The organism is Pseudomonas sp. 3B-A001-10F (genome assembly GCF_056313565.1).
In genome coordinates this window covers 1-14,385 of sequence record NZ_JBQYFW010000011.1, presented here as the reverse complement: position 1 = coordinate 14,385, position 14,385 = coordinate 1, and the positions used below count along the sequence as shown (strand labels likewise).

General features: G+C 61.2%; 11 protein-coding genes and 1 tRNA gene. 5 read left to right on the top strand and 7 right to left on the bottom strand.

Features of this window, described 5'->3' with window-relative positions; all coding sequences use genetic code 11:
• The first annotated feature begins 88 nt into the window (after positions 1-88).
• Positions 89-448 (top strand): DUF6124 family protein, encoded by a 360-nt coding sequence (locus AC0ZWN_RS12625; protein WP_476335252.1) that lies wholly within the window; start codon positions 89-91, stop codon positions 446-448.
• Between the two features lie 157 nt (positions 449-605).
• Here the strand turns inward: AC0ZWN_RS12625 and AC0ZWN_RS12620 are convergent.
• From AC0ZWN_RS12620 to fdnG, 7 genes are all read right to left on the bottom strand, one after another.
• Positions 606-701 (bottom strand) — tRNA-Sec (locus tag AC0ZWN_RS12620).
• Between the two features lie 6 nt (positions 702-707).
• Positions 708-2,624 (bottom strand): selenocysteine-specific translation elongation factor, encoded by a 1,917-nt coding sequence (gene selB, locus AC0ZWN_RS12615; RefSeq protein WP_476335355.1) that lies wholly within the window; start codon positions 2,622-2,624, stop codon positions 708-710.
• Positions 2,621-4,024: an L-seryl-tRNA(Sec) selenium transferase gene (gene selA, locus AC0ZWN_RS12610; protein WP_476335354.1), complete on the bottom strand. Its 1,404-nt coding sequence runs from the start codon at positions 4,022-4,024 to the stop codon at positions 2,621-2,623. The genes selB and selA overlap by 4 nt, the downstream gene beginning before the upstream one ends.
• Positions 4,025-4,069: 45 nt before the next feature.
• A complete protein-coding gene (fdhE, locus tag AC0ZWN_RS12605; protein ID WP_476335251.1) occupies positions 4,070-4,996 on the bottom strand; it encodes a formate dehydrogenase accessory protein FdhE in 927 nt (308 codons plus the stop codon).
• Between the two features lie 3 nt (positions 4,997-4,999).
• Complete coding sequence (locus AC0ZWN_RS12600; protein WP_476335249.1) at positions 5,000-5,665, bottom strand: formate dehydrogenase subunit gamma; 666 nt, start codon at positions 5,663-5,665, stop codon at positions 5,000-5,002.
• Positions 5,662-6,597 carry a formate dehydrogenase subunit beta gene (gene fdxH / locus AC0ZWN_RS12595; protein WP_093431371.1) on the bottom strand — a complete coding sequence of 312 codons (936 nt, stop codon included), beginning with the start codon at positions 6,595-6,597 and terminating at the stop codon, positions 5,662-5,664. Before fdxH ends, AC0ZWN_RS12600 begins: the two co-directional genes overlap by 4 nt.
• A complete protein-coding gene (gene fdnG, locus AC0ZWN_RS12590) occupies positions 6,598-9,663 on the bottom strand; it encodes a formate dehydrogenase-N subunit alpha (protein WP_139213394.1) in 3,066 nt (1,021 codons plus the stop codon).
• A gap of 309 nt (positions 9,664-9,972) precedes the next feature.
• On the opposite strand from fdnG, the gene AC0ZWN_RS12585 reads away from it, so the two are divergent.
• The 4 genes from AC0ZWN_RS12585 (at position 9,973) to AC0ZWN_RS12570 (ending at position 14,115) form a co-directional block, all read left to right on the top strand.
• The gene (locus AC0ZWN_RS12585) at positions 9,973-11,127 is read left to right on the top strand and encodes a MalY/PatB family protein (RefSeq protein WP_476335247.1); all 1,155 of its coding nucleotides are present in this window, start codon (positions 9,973-9,975) and stop codon (positions 11,125-11,127) included.
• Positions 11,128-11,338: 211 nt separating this feature from the next.
• Positions 11,339-12,196, top strand: a complete 858-nt coding sequence (locus AC0ZWN_RS12580; protein WP_427120738.1) for a glucose 1-dehydrogenase — start codon at positions 11,339-11,341, stop codon at positions 12,194-12,196.
• Positions 12,197-12,286: 90 nt separating this feature from the next.
• Positions 12,287-13,630, top strand: a complete 1,344-nt coding sequence (locus AC0ZWN_RS12575) for a cation:proton antiporter domain-containing protein (RefSeq protein ID WP_116255482.1) — start codon at positions 12,287-12,289, stop codon at positions 13,628-13,630.
• A 188-nt stretch (positions 13,631-13,818) separates the two neighbouring features.
• Positions 13,819-14,115 carry a hypothetical protein gene (locus AC0ZWN_RS12570; RefSeq protein WP_141125586.1) on the top strand — a complete coding sequence of 99 codons (297 nt, stop codon included), beginning with the start codon at positions 13,819-13,821 and terminating at the stop codon, positions 14,113-14,115.
• The last annotated feature ends 270 nt before the right edge of the window (positions 14,116-14,385 follow it).

Below are 14,385 nucleotides of genomic sequence, written 5' to 3'. Positions count from 1 at the left end.
GAGCCTGGTCTGCTAACCCGCGTACAGCCGCCACCCTATCCGTTTAGCAGCGATGGAATGACGGCTCCACATCTCAAGGAGCTTCACCATGATAAAACCAACACCCAACCCACCCGAAACCGACCTCGCTTCCCCCTACGAATCCCTCGATTCAAAAAAGCTCAACGACGCCGCCGAACGCGCGCTCGATCACTACCTCTGCCCACCCGGATCCACCCCGCCGCCCCGTAAAACCCGCCGAATGTACGCCGTTACCGCAGACTTCAAAAACGAGGAACTACTGGCTGATGCCAGCGAAACACTCGCCTCCGCCAGAACCATCGCCCATGATTTTGCCCATCTCGTACCCGCGTCGCAGCGCAGGACGCTGTTGGGGATCGCGCAACTGATCATGCTCGGCGAACTGGCGGTGAATCGGGTGATGGATAATCTGGAATTACCGCAGTAGCGGGGATACAGATCGTTCCCACGCTCTGCGTGGGAATGCCTCAACGGACGCTCCACGTTCGGCTCTGGATGGGACGCAGAGCGTCCCGGGCTGCATTCCCACGCGGAGCGTGGGAACGATCAATCAACACTGGATCGGGGAGGTCCGGAGGAAAAACTGGCGGAAGGCAGCCGGAGTCGAACCTGCCCGGGAACGGATGCCGTCCCCAACCGGGTTTGAAGCCCGGCCGCGCCACCGGGCGCGATTGCCTTCCTTGAACTCATTGTGCGCAGGCGTTAGCCAGCGCGTTGTCGGGGCGGATCTGGCGGGATTCGCCGATGCGTCGGGTCAGGCCGACGCGGTCGAAATATTCGAGGTACTGAATACAGCGTTTGCGTCCCAAGCCTAGCGCATCGCGGAAGGTTGTCACCTGGATCTGCGGATTTTCGCTGGCGAGTTTGAGCAGCACGTCGGCCATTTGACGCAGTTGTACGTCACTCAAGAACAGGTCGCGCACGACTTGATGCATCAAACCCAAACGCGCCAGTTTACGCAGCAACAAGCGCACGACGGCGTCGTCCTGCCCCAGGACGTTGGCCACATCACGCACCCACGGCGGGTCGAAACCGGCCTGTTCAAACAACGGCTGCAGCCCTAGCCAGAGACTTTCATCCTCGGCATTCAGGCGCACCTGATGATCCGGCAGGTGCAGCCACGGCCCACTTGCCTGGATCGAGCCGGCCGCGAGCAATTCATCCAGCAAACTGACAAACGTCGCACGCTCCAGCGCCAATCCACTGAAACGCCGCAAGCGATCGCGATCCGGCCCCATCTGGTCGGGTTCCAGTTCATGGAACTGCGTCAGTTGCTCCAACAGGGTGAACTTCAGCTGTGCCCAGCGCTGCACGTTGAACAGCACCGGGCCTTGACGGGTGTCGATGAGGCGGACGTTTTCCGCTAATGCCCAAGTCGAGCGCGGGCGATTGAATTGGCGTTCCAGGCGCTGCGGGTCGAGGCCACCGGCGCCGTAATTGAGCAGCACGGGCAAGACCTGTTCGAACTCATCGCCCGAGACCAAAGCGCGCAATTGCTCCAGACGTTCAGGGCTGCGGCGTTGCCGTGCCGGGGCGAACGGGTCGAGGACCTGGCCGCCGCCCAAGGTGCGTTGCGCGCTCTGGTCGCGCAGGATCAGTCGATCGCCCTTCACCGCGTGCACCGGCGCATTGATCAGCAGTTGCGCGAACATGCGTTCGCCGGGAATCAAGCGCGGACCTTCGAGCAAGGCCACCCGGGCGATAACATCCTGCGTGCCGAGGTGCACGTGCACCGGGTGAAAGTGTTCGAAGGTGCGTTCGCCGGGCAGCAGTTGAAAGTCGATGTCGACCCGTTGCGTCGGCGCGTGCAGCCACTCGCTCAGCAGCCACTGGCCGCGATGGATCTGCGCCAGTTCGAGGCGCTCGCCGGTCAGGTTCAACGCCACCCGTTGCCCGGCGAAGGCCTGTTCGGCGGGTTGGTTCTGCGCATGTAGGCCGCGCACTCGTACCGATTTGCCCGAAGGCCCGAGGCTGAGCTTGTCGCCGACAACCACCGCCCCCGACAATGCCGTGCCGGTCACGACAATCCCCGCACCGGCGACGCTGAACGCGCGGTCGATGGCCAGGCGAAAACCACCTTCGCAACTGCGCTCCAGTACTTCACGTTGCGTCTGCAATAACGTCTCGCGCAAATCATCAACGCCCTGCCCGGTCACGCTCGACACAAGCACGATCGGCGCTTCGGCAAACGGCCCGGTCTCAAGCAGATCCAGCACCTGCCGCTGAACCGCTTCCACCCTGCCCGCCTCGACGCGGTCGCATTTGGTGATCGCCACCACGGCGCGCGGGATGCCAAGCAATTCGACAATTGCCAGATGCTCGCGGGTCTGCGGCATCACGCCGTCATCGGCAGCGACCACCAGCAACACCAAGTCGATGCCTTGCGCGCCGGCGAGCATGTTGTGGGTGAATTTCTCGTGGCCGGGGACGTCGATAAACCCGGTCAGCCCCGCGCCCGGTTCCAGTTCGGCGTAGAGATAACCGAGGTCGATGGTCATGCCGCGTGCACGTTCCTGCGGGCGGCGGTCGCCGGTTTGTCCGGTCAGCGCTTGTAGCAGCGACGTCTTGCCGTGGTCGATGTGCCCTGCCGTGCCGACGATCACGACTCGACCTGCAACTGTGACAATTGCGCGAGCCACGCCGGTTCATCGTCGAGCTGACGCAGATCCAGCCACAGTGCATCGTCGTCAATCCGCCCAAGCACGGGGATCGGCAACGCGCGCAACGCCGCTTCCAGATTCAGCAAGCAACGCCCGCGCAAACGCTTGGAGACTTGCGGGCGCATACACAATGCCGCACTCGGCAAACGCGCCACCGGTTGGCTGCCGCTGCCGATCATGCCCAAGGCCTCGACTGCGCTAACCTGCCAAACCGACCCCAAGATTTCAGCCAGCAAGGGCTGCAAGCGTGAGGCCTGAACAAAGATATCTGCCTGCGGCCGGGTGAGCAGACGCAAGCTCGGCAGACGCTCAGCGAGGCGATCAGGATCGCGATACAACCCGAGCACCGCCTCCAGTGCCGCCAAGGTCAACTTGTCCACCCGCAACGCGCGTTTCAACGGATTCTTCTTGATCTTCGCGATCAGTTCTTTGCGCCCGACAATCAACCCGGCCTGCGGGCCGCCGAGCAATTTGTCGCCGCTGAAGGTGACGATGTCCGCGCCGTCCAGCAGCGCCTGCCGCACCGTTGGTTCGGCCGGCAAACCCCAGCGGGTCAGATCCAACAGGCTGCCGCTGCCCAGATCTTCCAGCAACGGCAAGCCATGCCGATGGGCCAACTCGGCCAATTCCGCAGTCGGCACCCGCGCGGTAAACCCTTCGATGCTGTAATTGCTCGCGTGCACACGCATGATCAAACCGCTACGAGGGTTGATCGCCGCTTCGTAGTCGCGAGCATGGGTGCGATTGGTCGTGCCGACCTCATGCAGGCGCACGCCGGCGCGGGCCATGATGTCGGGGATGCGGAAGGCGCCGCCGATTTCGATCAGCTCGCCACGGGAAATGATGCCCTCCTTGCGCGCGCCCAGACTGTTGAGCGTCAGCAGCACGGCGGCGGCATTATTGTTGACCACGGTGACGGCTTCGGCGCCGGTCAGTTCGCGGATCAGCCCTTCGATCAAGTCATCGCGATCACCGCGCTTGCCGCTGGCCAGATCGAACTCCAGATTGAGCGGATAACGTGCGGCCATTTGCACCGCTTCGATGGCTTCGTCGGGCAACAAGGCCCGGCCGAGGTTGGTGTGCAGCACCGTGCCGGTGAGGTTGAAGACCCGGCGCACGTGGCTGCGCTGTTGCTGGACCAGACGTTCACTGACGCGGCCAGCGAGCACTTCAGGGCTGATTTCGACGGCTGACAATTGCCCGTTCAACACACCGGGGCGCAGTTCATCGAGCAACTGGCGCAAACCCGCCAGCAGTGATTCACGCCCGTGACGCTCAAGCAAAGGCACACAGGCCGGATGACGTAACACACCATCAATGGAAGGTAACCGCAGGGACATCAGCCACTCCTGAAGACAGTTCACTGCGCAAGAGTGTAGACGTTGTAGTCATTCGTCTCCGGGGGCCAGTAATAGATTAGGCGCCAGGCGCTGATAACCGTCCTGGGCCAGACGCATGTCCAGTAACAAACTGCTGAGATCCGCCGACAACCCCTCCGCATCGGCATCGTTTTCCAGATAAACCAGTTTCAGATAACTGTTACAACCCGGACAGACCTCCGCCCTTATCGGCGCCTGATTGGCCGCATGGCGATCGTCCTCAAGGCTGAAATAATCCAGCCCCTTACTTGACTCGCAGTACACGCACTTGACCCGCACCACATGCCATTCGCAGGCACACAGCGAACACACCAGATAACGCAGACCGTTGTGCTTGCCGCGATGGCGGATCACCCCGGCCATGGCCGGTGAACCACAGGCCGGGCATTGGCTGAGGCTGTCGCCGGGTTTCAGTTGCAGATTCGCCGCGCTGAGCAGCCAGTGACTCCACGCCACTTGCAGCGCCGCGCCAAGAAACGGCACCAGTTGCGCCGGCACCAGCGAATACTGGCCACTGACCAACGCCACAGCCCACGCGCGCAATTGGCCGGGACTGGCGGCGCGCAAAGTGTCCACCGCGTCGACGACAGCAGGCTGTTCAACCGGCGCATAGCGCTGCAACAAAGCATCGAGATAAGCCTGCCAACCCTCTTCACGCACTAACGTGTCCGCCGCAAACGGCGGCAAACCATGCTGCTGACAAGCCTCGATCCGCTGCTGATCGAACGGCGCCGTCAGCGGCGGATCATCAAACACCTGCTGCTGCACCCGGCACAATCCGGCAATCAGTCGCAGGTATTCAGCCAGCGCATGCCCCTCGGCCAGTTGTTCCAGCCGATCAGCCCGCAGCGCAAACAGGTTCGAAGGCGGCAGATGCAGAAACGGCGGCGAACTGGCCGCCGCTTCGATTTCCCCAGGTTCAAGAATGGTTGGCAAACGTCAGCCCTTTTTGGTGATCGGTCGTTCCGGCACGTCCGGTTGGCGTTCATCGCGGGTGATGTCGCGATACCAGAGTTCATGGTGTTTCTTCGCCCAGGCGCGGCTGACCCAGCCGTGCATCATCGCGTCCACCGAACCCTTGATCCACAGCCCGGCGTAGATGTGAATGATGATGCTCAGCACCAGAATGAACCCGGCCAGCGCATGCAGGAGCATTGCCCAGCGGATCACGGTGATGCCGAAATACGCACTGAACCAGGCGCGCCAGATCACCAGTCCGGTGAACAGCAAACCCAGCATGCACAGGAGTAAAGTCCAGAACAGCAGCTTCTGCCCGGCGTTGTATTTGCCCACTGGGGGCACGCTTTCTTCGTCATTGATCAGCACCCGATCAATGCGCCGCAGCCATTTACCGTCGTTGCTGATGAAAAAATTCGCCCGCCAGAAATTCAACACCAGACCGAGGAACAACACGAACATGAGCACGCCCATGTACGGATGCAGAATCCGCGTCCACGGCCCGCCGCCAAACAGGTTGCTCAGCCAGAACAACGACGGATGAAACAACGCCAGCCCGGACAGCCCGGCCATGAAAAACAGGATCGCCACCAGCCAGTGATTGGTGCGCTGGTTGGCGGTGTAACGCAGGATCGTCTTGTTGCTCATGGCCGGTCCTCCCCGCGTGGATCGAAGGTGTGCACCGCCGGATCGACGACATGCACCGAGGTGTCGGGCGGCGTCGGATGTTCATCCTCTTCGACGCGATTCGGGCCGATGCGCACGTAATGGAAGAACCCGGCCAGCACCGCCGCGCCCATGGCCAGCAGGCCCAAGGGTTTGCTGATGCCTTTCCACAGGCCCACCAACGGACTGATTGCCGGATCTTGCGGTAAACCAGCATAGATTTTCGGCGTGTCGGCGTGGTGCAGCACGTACATCACGTGCGTGCCGCCAACGCCTGCCGGGTCATACAGACCGGCGTTTTCAAAGCCACGGCTTTTCAGGTCGACGATGCGCTCGGCGGCGTGTTCCTTCATGTCTTCCTTGGTGCCGAAGACGATGGCGCCAGTCGGGCAGGTTTTCACACAGGCCGGTTCCAGCCCTACCGCCACGCGGTCCGAACACAAGGTGCACTTGTAGGCCTTGTGATCCTTTTGCGAAATGCGCGGAATGTTGAACGGGCAACCGGTGATGCAATAGCCGCAACCGATGCAGTGATCCTGATCGAAATCGACGATGCCGTTGGCGTGCTTGATGATCGCGCCGGGACTCGGGCACGCCGCCAGGCAACCGGGTTCGGCGCAGTGCATGCAGCCGTCCTTGCGGATCAGCCACTCAAGGTTGCCGGCGTCGGTTTCGTGTTCGGTGAAACGCATCAACGTCCAGGTTTCTGCGCTCAGATCCTGCGGGTTGTCGTAGGTGCCGTGGTTGTGGCCGACCTCGTCGCGCAGCTCGTTCCATTCCGAGCAGGCGACCTGACAGGCCTTGCAGCCGATGCATTTGGTGGTGTCGATCAGCTTCGCCACCGCTTCCTGATTCCTCACCGACGGCGGCACCGTGGTAGTGGCCGAGCGGGCAATGATGTCTTGGCTGGCCATTTACAGTTTCTCCACGTTGACCAGGAATGACTTGGATTCCGGGGTCTGGGTATTGCCATCGCCGAGGAACGGCACCAGGGTGTTGGTCAGGTAACCGTGACGCGTCAGGCCGGTGAACCCCCAATGCAGCGGGATGCCGATCTGATGCACGACCTGGCCGTTGACCTGCAGCGGCCGGATCCTTTTCGTCACCACCGCCACCGCTTCGATAAAGCCGCGCTTGCAACTGACGCGCACACGATCACCGGCAGCGATGCCCTTCTCTTTCGCCAGCACTTCACCGATTTCGACGAACTGCTCAGGCTGGGCAATCGCGTTCAACTTGCAGTGCTTGCTCCAGAAGTGGAAATGCTCGGTGAGCCGGTAACTGGTGCCGGCGTACGGGAAGTCCTTGGCCTCGCCAAGGGTTTCCCAGACCGAATCGAAGATCCGCGCCGCCGGGTTGCTGGTGGCTTTCTTGTTTTGCGGGTGCAACGGGTTGATGCCGATCGGTGTTTCGAACGGCTCGTAGTGCTCGGGAAATGGCCCTTCGTTCATCTTGTCGACGGCGAAGAACCGCGCCACGCCTTCGGGGTTCATGATGAACGGGTTCATCCCGGCTTCCGGCGGCACATCAGCCTTGTAGTCCGGCACATCGGTGCCGCCCCAGGCCTTGCCGTTCCACCACACCAAGCGTTTTTTCGGGTCCCACGGTTTGCCGGCGACGTCCGCCGAAGCGCGGTTGTAGAGAATCCGCCGGTTGGCCGGCCAGGCCCACGCCCAGCCGAGATGCTGATGCATGCCGTACGGATCGGCGTTGTCGCGGCGGGCCATCTGGTTACCGGCCTCGGTCCAGCTGCCGGCGAAGATCCAGCAACCGGACGCGGTGCTGCCGTCATCCTTGAGCAAGCCGAAACCTGCCAGTTGCGAGCCGGCCTTGACCGCGACGCCGGTGGCATCGGTGAAATCTGCCACGGCGCTGCCGTTGATTTCCTTGGCTAGCTCTTCCGGCGAAGGCTCGTCGGGGATCTTGTACGGCCACGTCAGTTTCAGCAGCGGATCAGGGAATTTGCCGCCCTCGGCCTGATAGCGCTTGCGCAGGCGCAGGAACAGCTCGCTCATGATGCGAATGTCGGTCTGCGCTTCGCCCGGGCCATCGGCGCCTTTCCAGTGCCATTGCAGCCAGCGACTGCTGTTGACCAGTGAGCCGTCCTCTTCGGCAAAACAGGTGGTGGGCAGGCGAATGACTTCGGTCTGGATCTCGGCACTTTTCACGTCGTTGTACGGCCCGACGTTGTGCCAGAACTCCGAGGTTTCGGTAGCGAGCGGGTCCATCACCACCAGCCATTTCAGCTTCGCCAAGGCGCCCATCACGCGGTTCTTGTCCGGCAACGCGGCGATCGGGTTGAAGCCCTGACAGAAGTAGCCGTTGACCTTGCCCTGACTCATCAGGTCGAACATTTTCAGCACGTCGTAGTTGGGGATGTCGAGCTTCGGCAAATGGTCGTAGCACCAATTGTTCTCGGCAGTGGCGTTGGCGCCGTACCACGACTTCATCAGACTGACGTGGAATTTGCTGTAGTTCTGCCAATAGGACAATTGCCCCGGCCGCAGCGGGACTTGCGTGCGTTTGTGGATGAACTGGGCGTAATCCTGCTCGGTGTCGCTGCCCAGTGTCAGGTAGCCCGGCAGCGCATTGGAGAGCAAGCCAAGGTCGGTCAGGCCCTGAATATTCGAGTGACCGCGCAAGGCGTTCACCCCACCGCCGGGCATGCCGACATTGCCTAGCAGCAATTGCACCATCGCCGCGCTGCGAATGATCTGCGCGCCGATCGAGTGCTGCGTCCAGCCGAGGGCGTAGAGAATCGTCATGGTCTTGCCCGGCGTCGAGCAGGTGGCGATCTCTTCCCAGATTTTCTGCATGGCATCGACCGGCATGCCGCAGATCTGGCTGGCGAGGTCGATGGTGTAGCGGCTGTAATGCTGCTTCATCAGTTGATAGACGCAGCGCGGGTCTTGCAGGGTCGGGTCGACTCTGACGAAACCGTCGTCGCCCATCTCGTAACCCCAGCCGGATTTGTCGGTGTAGCTGCGTTTCTCCGCGTCGTAGCCGCTGAAGATCCCGTCTTCGAAGCCGTAGCCTGCTCTGACGATGAACGACATGTCGGTGTAGTTGCGCACGTATTCGTGCTGGATCTTGTCCTCGGTCAGCAGGTAATTGATCAACCCGCCCATGAAGGCGATGTCGGTGCCGGTGCGGATCGGCGCGTAATAGTCGGCCACGGACGCGGTCCGGGTAAAACGCGGATCAACCACGATCAGCCGCGCAGCGTTGTGCGCCTTGGCCTCGGTCACCCATTTGAAGCCGCACGGATGCGCTTCTGCTGCGTTCCCGCCCATCACCAGGATCAGATTCGCGTTGGCGATATCGGTCCAAGTATTGGTCATGGCACCACGGCCGTACGTCGGGGCAAGACTTGCCACCGTCGGGCCGTGTCAGACACGCGCCTGGTTATCGAACCCCAGCATGCCAAGACTGCGAATCACCTTCTGGGTGATGTAGCCGGCTTCGTTGGACGCCGCCGATGCGGCGAGAAACCCTGTGCTCAGCCAGCGATTCACCGTTTGCCCGTTGGCATTCTTCTCGATGAAATTGGCATCGCGGTCGGCTTTCATCAGGTCGACGATGCGATCAAGCGCTTCGTCCCAACTGATTCGTGTCCATTCGCTGCTGCCGGGCTTGCGTGTTTGCGGGTAGAGCAAACGGCCGGGGCTGTGAATGAAATCGAGAAGGCCTGCGCCTTTCGGGCAGAGGGTGCCGCGGTTGACCGGGTGGTCGGCGTCGCCCTCAATGTGAATGATGCTTTGCGCGACATTCTTCGCGGCATCGCCCTGGCTGTACATGATCAACCCGCAACCGACCGAGCAATACGGGCAGGTGTTGCGGGTTTCATGGGTGTGGGCAAGCTTGAAGTGGCGCACCTGCTCGGCGAAGGCTGGCGTCGGGGCCATGCCCAACGCGCCCAGGCTAGAGCCTGCAAGGCCGATACCGGCGACCTTGAAGAACTGACGACGGCTGAGATCCATCGTGCACTCCTGATCAGGTGGAACCCGGTACTGGTGCCGGGTTTTATCTGGACAATCACGGTTGCGGCAAACGTCTGCCGACTTTTTCACTGTAGACAATGACCACACGATCTGTGTGAAAACCGACCGTCGGCCGTTTGTCGGCACTGCATTCACACCGCTCTTTGTAGGAGTGAGCCTGCTCGCGATCGCGGTGGGTCAGCCTGCTCAAATGCTGAATGTCAGACCACCATCGCGAGCAGGCTCGCTCCTACAGGGGTTGCGGCTTATCATGGCGCCCATGAACAACCCGCCTTCACGAGACCGCGCATGACTTTCGATTTTGATCAGGTATTCGACCGCCACAACACCGGCAGCACCAAGTGGAGCCGCTATTCGGCCGACGTGTTGCCGATGTGGGTCGCTGATATGGATTTCGCCGCGCCGCCGGTGGTGATCGAGGCGCTGCAACAACGCTTGCTGCATCCGCTGGTGGGCTACAGCGTGGCGCAGGACAACTTGCGTGACGCCATCGTCGCCGACCTCTGGAGCAAGTTTTCCTGGAAGGTCAAACCGCAAGAGCTGATCTTCCTGCCGGGCGTCGAGTCGGGCTTCAACATGGCTTTGAAAGCGCTGGTGCAGCCACAGCAGAACGTCGTGGTGCAAGTGCCCAACTACCCGCCACTGCGCCACGCGCCGGGGCATTGGGGCTTGAACAAGGTTGAACTGGAGTTCGTCGCGCAGGCTGACGGCACTTACCTGACGCCGCTGGACGTATTGCGTGAGTCGCTGAACGGCGGTGGCGCGCTGTTGCTGAGCAACCCGCACAACCCGATCGGCAAGGTGTTTGGCCGTGACGAGCTGCAAGCCGTGGCCGACATCTGTGCGGCGCAGGACGCCTGGATCATCTCCGACGAAATCCACGCCGAGCTGTGCTTCGACGGTCGCGTACATATTCCGACGGCGTCGCTGAGCGCGGAGATCGCCGAGCGCACCATCACGCTGATGTCGGCGAGCAAGGCCTACAACATCGCCGGCCTCAAGACCTCGTTCATGATCATCCAAAACGCCGCCCTGCGCGAACGCGTCAATCACGCCCGTTGCGGCATGGTCGACAGCGTCAACCCGCTGGGCATGGAAGCCACCCGCGTGGCTTACAGCGAAGGCGGGCCGTGGCTGGCCGAGCTGAAAACCTACCTGCAAGCCAATCGCGACTGGCTGGTAGAAGCGGTGCGCAACCGCTTGCCGGGCGTGACCATCAATGTGCCGCAGGGCACCTATCTGGCGTGGCTGGATTGCTCGGCGCTGGACCTGGACAACCCGCAGCAGTTCTTCCTTGAGCAGGGCAAGGTTGGCCTCAGCGCCGGTCTGGACTTCGGCGATCAACACCAGCAGTTCGTGCGTCTGAACTTCGGCTGCCCGCGTTCGCTGCTGGAAGAAGGTACCGCCCGCATGGAGCGCGCCCTGACACAGCGCATTATCTGAGAACACCACATCCCCCTGTAGGAGTGAGCCTGCTCGCGATAGCGGTATTTCAGTCAACAATGATGTTGAATGTCAGGATGCTATCGCCAGCAGCCACACTCCTACAGGGGATGTATGTTCACGCAAAATCATCGTTGGAAATCCGATCGAACTCACGGCAAACACCCCGGGTCAACCACCCATACCTGCCCTGAGACCTCGGAGACCCGCGATGACCGACTATCCAAAACCACCCTTCCCCGCACAAGCCCAAACCGTGCCCGGCGCCCAGGGCAAGATGCAGCCCTATCCCGATTGCGGCGAGCAGAGCTATGTCGGCTCCGGACGACTGGCCGGCAAGATCGCTCTGATTACTGGCGCCGACAGCGGTATCGGCCGCGCCGTGGCCATTGCTTTCGCCCGTGAAGGCGCCGACGTTGCGGTCGCCTATCTGAATGAACACGAAGACGCCCAGGAAACCGCGCGCTGGGTCGAGCAGGCCGGGCGCCAGTGCCTGCTATTACCCGGCGATATTGCGCAAAAGGCCCATTGCCAGGCCTTGGTCGACAAGACCGTGGAACGCTTCGGCCGCATTGATGTGCTGGTCAACAACGCCGCGTTCCAGATGACCCACGAAACCTTCGAAGAAATCCCCGACGACGAATGGGTGATGACCTTCGACGTCAACATCACCGCGATCTTCCGCTTGTGTCAGGCCGCGATAAAACACATGCGCGCCGGTTCGTCGATCATCAACACCAGCTCGATCAACTCGGACATGCCCAAACCCACCCTGCTCGCCTACGCCACGACCAAAGGCGCGATCGCCAACTTCACCGGCGGTCTGGCGCAGATGCTCGGGCCAAAGGAAATCCGCGTGAACTGCGTGGCACCTGGGCCAATCTGGACGCCGCTGATCGTCTCGACCATGCCCGATGAAGAAGTGCAGAACTTCGGCGGCAACACCCCGCTCGGCCGCCCCGGCCAACCGGTGGAAGTGGCGCCGATCTACGTGTTGCTGGCCTCGGACGAAGCCAGTTACATCACCGGCCAGCGCTATGGCGTGACCGGTGGCAAACCGATGTTGTGATGACGCCTTCGCCAACGCCTACAGTAAAACTGAAGGCCCATTGAACACGGTGCGATTGCCGTCACATCAAACATTTGAGGGCGGCAGATCATGAGTTTTATCGTGTGGGTCGCCGTACTCGGCGCCGTGCTGCTGACCCTGGCACTGACGTCGTCATACCTGCGCTGGATGCCGGTGACCACCTCGGCGGTTTGTTTGCTGTTGGGAATTGGCATTGGCCCCAGTGGCCTTGATCTGCTGAAACTATCCCTGGAAGACGCCTCGCTGTGGATGGAGCACCTGACAGAAGTCGCGGTGCTCTTCTCTCTGTTCGTCTGCGGCCTGAAATTGCGCCTGCCGCTGCGCGACAAGCGTTGGCGAATCGCCTTCGGCCTCGCCGGCCCCGTAATGGTGCTGACCATCGCCGGGGTGTGCCTGCTGCTGCATTTTGCTTTGCGCTTGCCGTGGGGGCCGGCGTTGTTGATCGGGGCGATGCTGGCGCCCACCGACCCGGTGCTGGCGGCGCTGGTGCAGGTCAATGATGCGCGGGATGTCGACAGCGTGCGTTTCGGCCTTTCGGGTGAGGCCGGGCTGAATGACGGGGTGGCGTTTCCGTTTGTGATTCTCGGCTTGTTGTTGATTCACGGTGATGGCTCTGCCGCCGAGTGGCAGGGCTGGGTCTTGCGCAGTTTGTTGTGGGCGGTGCCCGCAGGCTTGCTCACCGGTTACTGGATGGGCCGTGGTATCGGCCGCGTGACCCTGTCGTTGCGTATTCACAATGACGACAGCACGCTCAGCCCGAATGATTATCTGGCGTTGTCGTTGATTGCCCTGGCGTATGTCGTTGCCGAGGCGATTGGCGGCTACGGTTTTCTGTCGGTGTTCGCTGCCGGGTTGGGCCTGCGTCAGGTCGAAGTCAAATCCACCGGCGCCGGGCAACCGCCCGCCGAGCACCTGGTGCAGCCGGTGGTCGGTCATCAGAACGTCGAACCGCAGCACGCGGTGCACGGCGACACCGAACGGCTGGAAAGCAGCCAGGTCGCCGCCGGGATCATGATGGGCGACATGCTGTCGTTCGGCAGTCTGGTCGAGCGCGCGATGGAAGTATTTCTGGTGACCCTGCTCGGCGTGGTGCTGGTGGCGCACTGGGACTGGCGGGCGTTGCTGGTGGGCGGCGTGCTGTTCTGCCTGATCCGCCCAGCCTGCGTCGCGCTGATGCCTTGGGGCGCACTGCTCAAAGGAAGGCAACGGCTGTTGATCGGCTGGTTTGGCATTCGCGGTATCGGCAGCCTGTTCTATCTGTTTTATGCCTTGAACCACGGATTGACCGACACGGTGGCCAGCCTGTGTACCGATCTGACCTTGTCGGTGGTGGCGCTGAGCATCTTGCTCCACGGCATTAGCACGCAACCGATCCTCGCCCGTTACGAACAGCGCAAAAAACAAAAAAACTGATTTTTGATTTGCGGATTTATTCGGCGAATTGATCGAATTTTTTTCTATAAAAAAATGGATCCCTGATTAATGGCCGGCAGTCACAAGCATACCCCCTCGCCGGATATGTCCGGCGGGGCCCGGCAGGTTCGGTTCCCCTGCGGCGCTACGCCTATGAAACGGAATCCTTGAAGATTAAGGTCACGGTCATGAAAGAATGCTCGACTCCTGCGCAAATCAAGGCTTGCAGAGCACTGGCTCTGGAACGCAATCGTCAATTGTTCGATAACGCCCACACCCTCAACCGCGCAGCCAATGCGCTGCTCGACGTGGCCGATCTGGACATTGAACAGTTTGAGCGATACCGCGCGCTGCGCAAGAAAGCCGATTCGATGTTTGAAGATGCCATCGACCATTTGTGCGTCTTGAACGAGGATTTTCCGCCAATCCCGATGTCTTCGCAGAACTCGGTGGCGTTGCGTCGTGAGCTTGAGACGGTGGAGTGAGCCAGAACAGCCCCTCACCCTAGCCCTCTCCCAAAGGGAGAGGGAACTGACCGAGGTGAATGGTCGAGGTACGCCGACCTGAGATACCGAGTCGAACGCAGATTTTGATCGCGACAGAAATCCGCTCACACGGTGTGAACCCTGTGATCTGGTCAAACGATACTGGACACGGTTATAGGGTTTAGGTCATTTCTCATGCTGCCAAGGCTTCCATTGCTACCGGAGTCCGATATCCGTTGTGACTGTGCAGCCTGATCCGATTGTAATAAT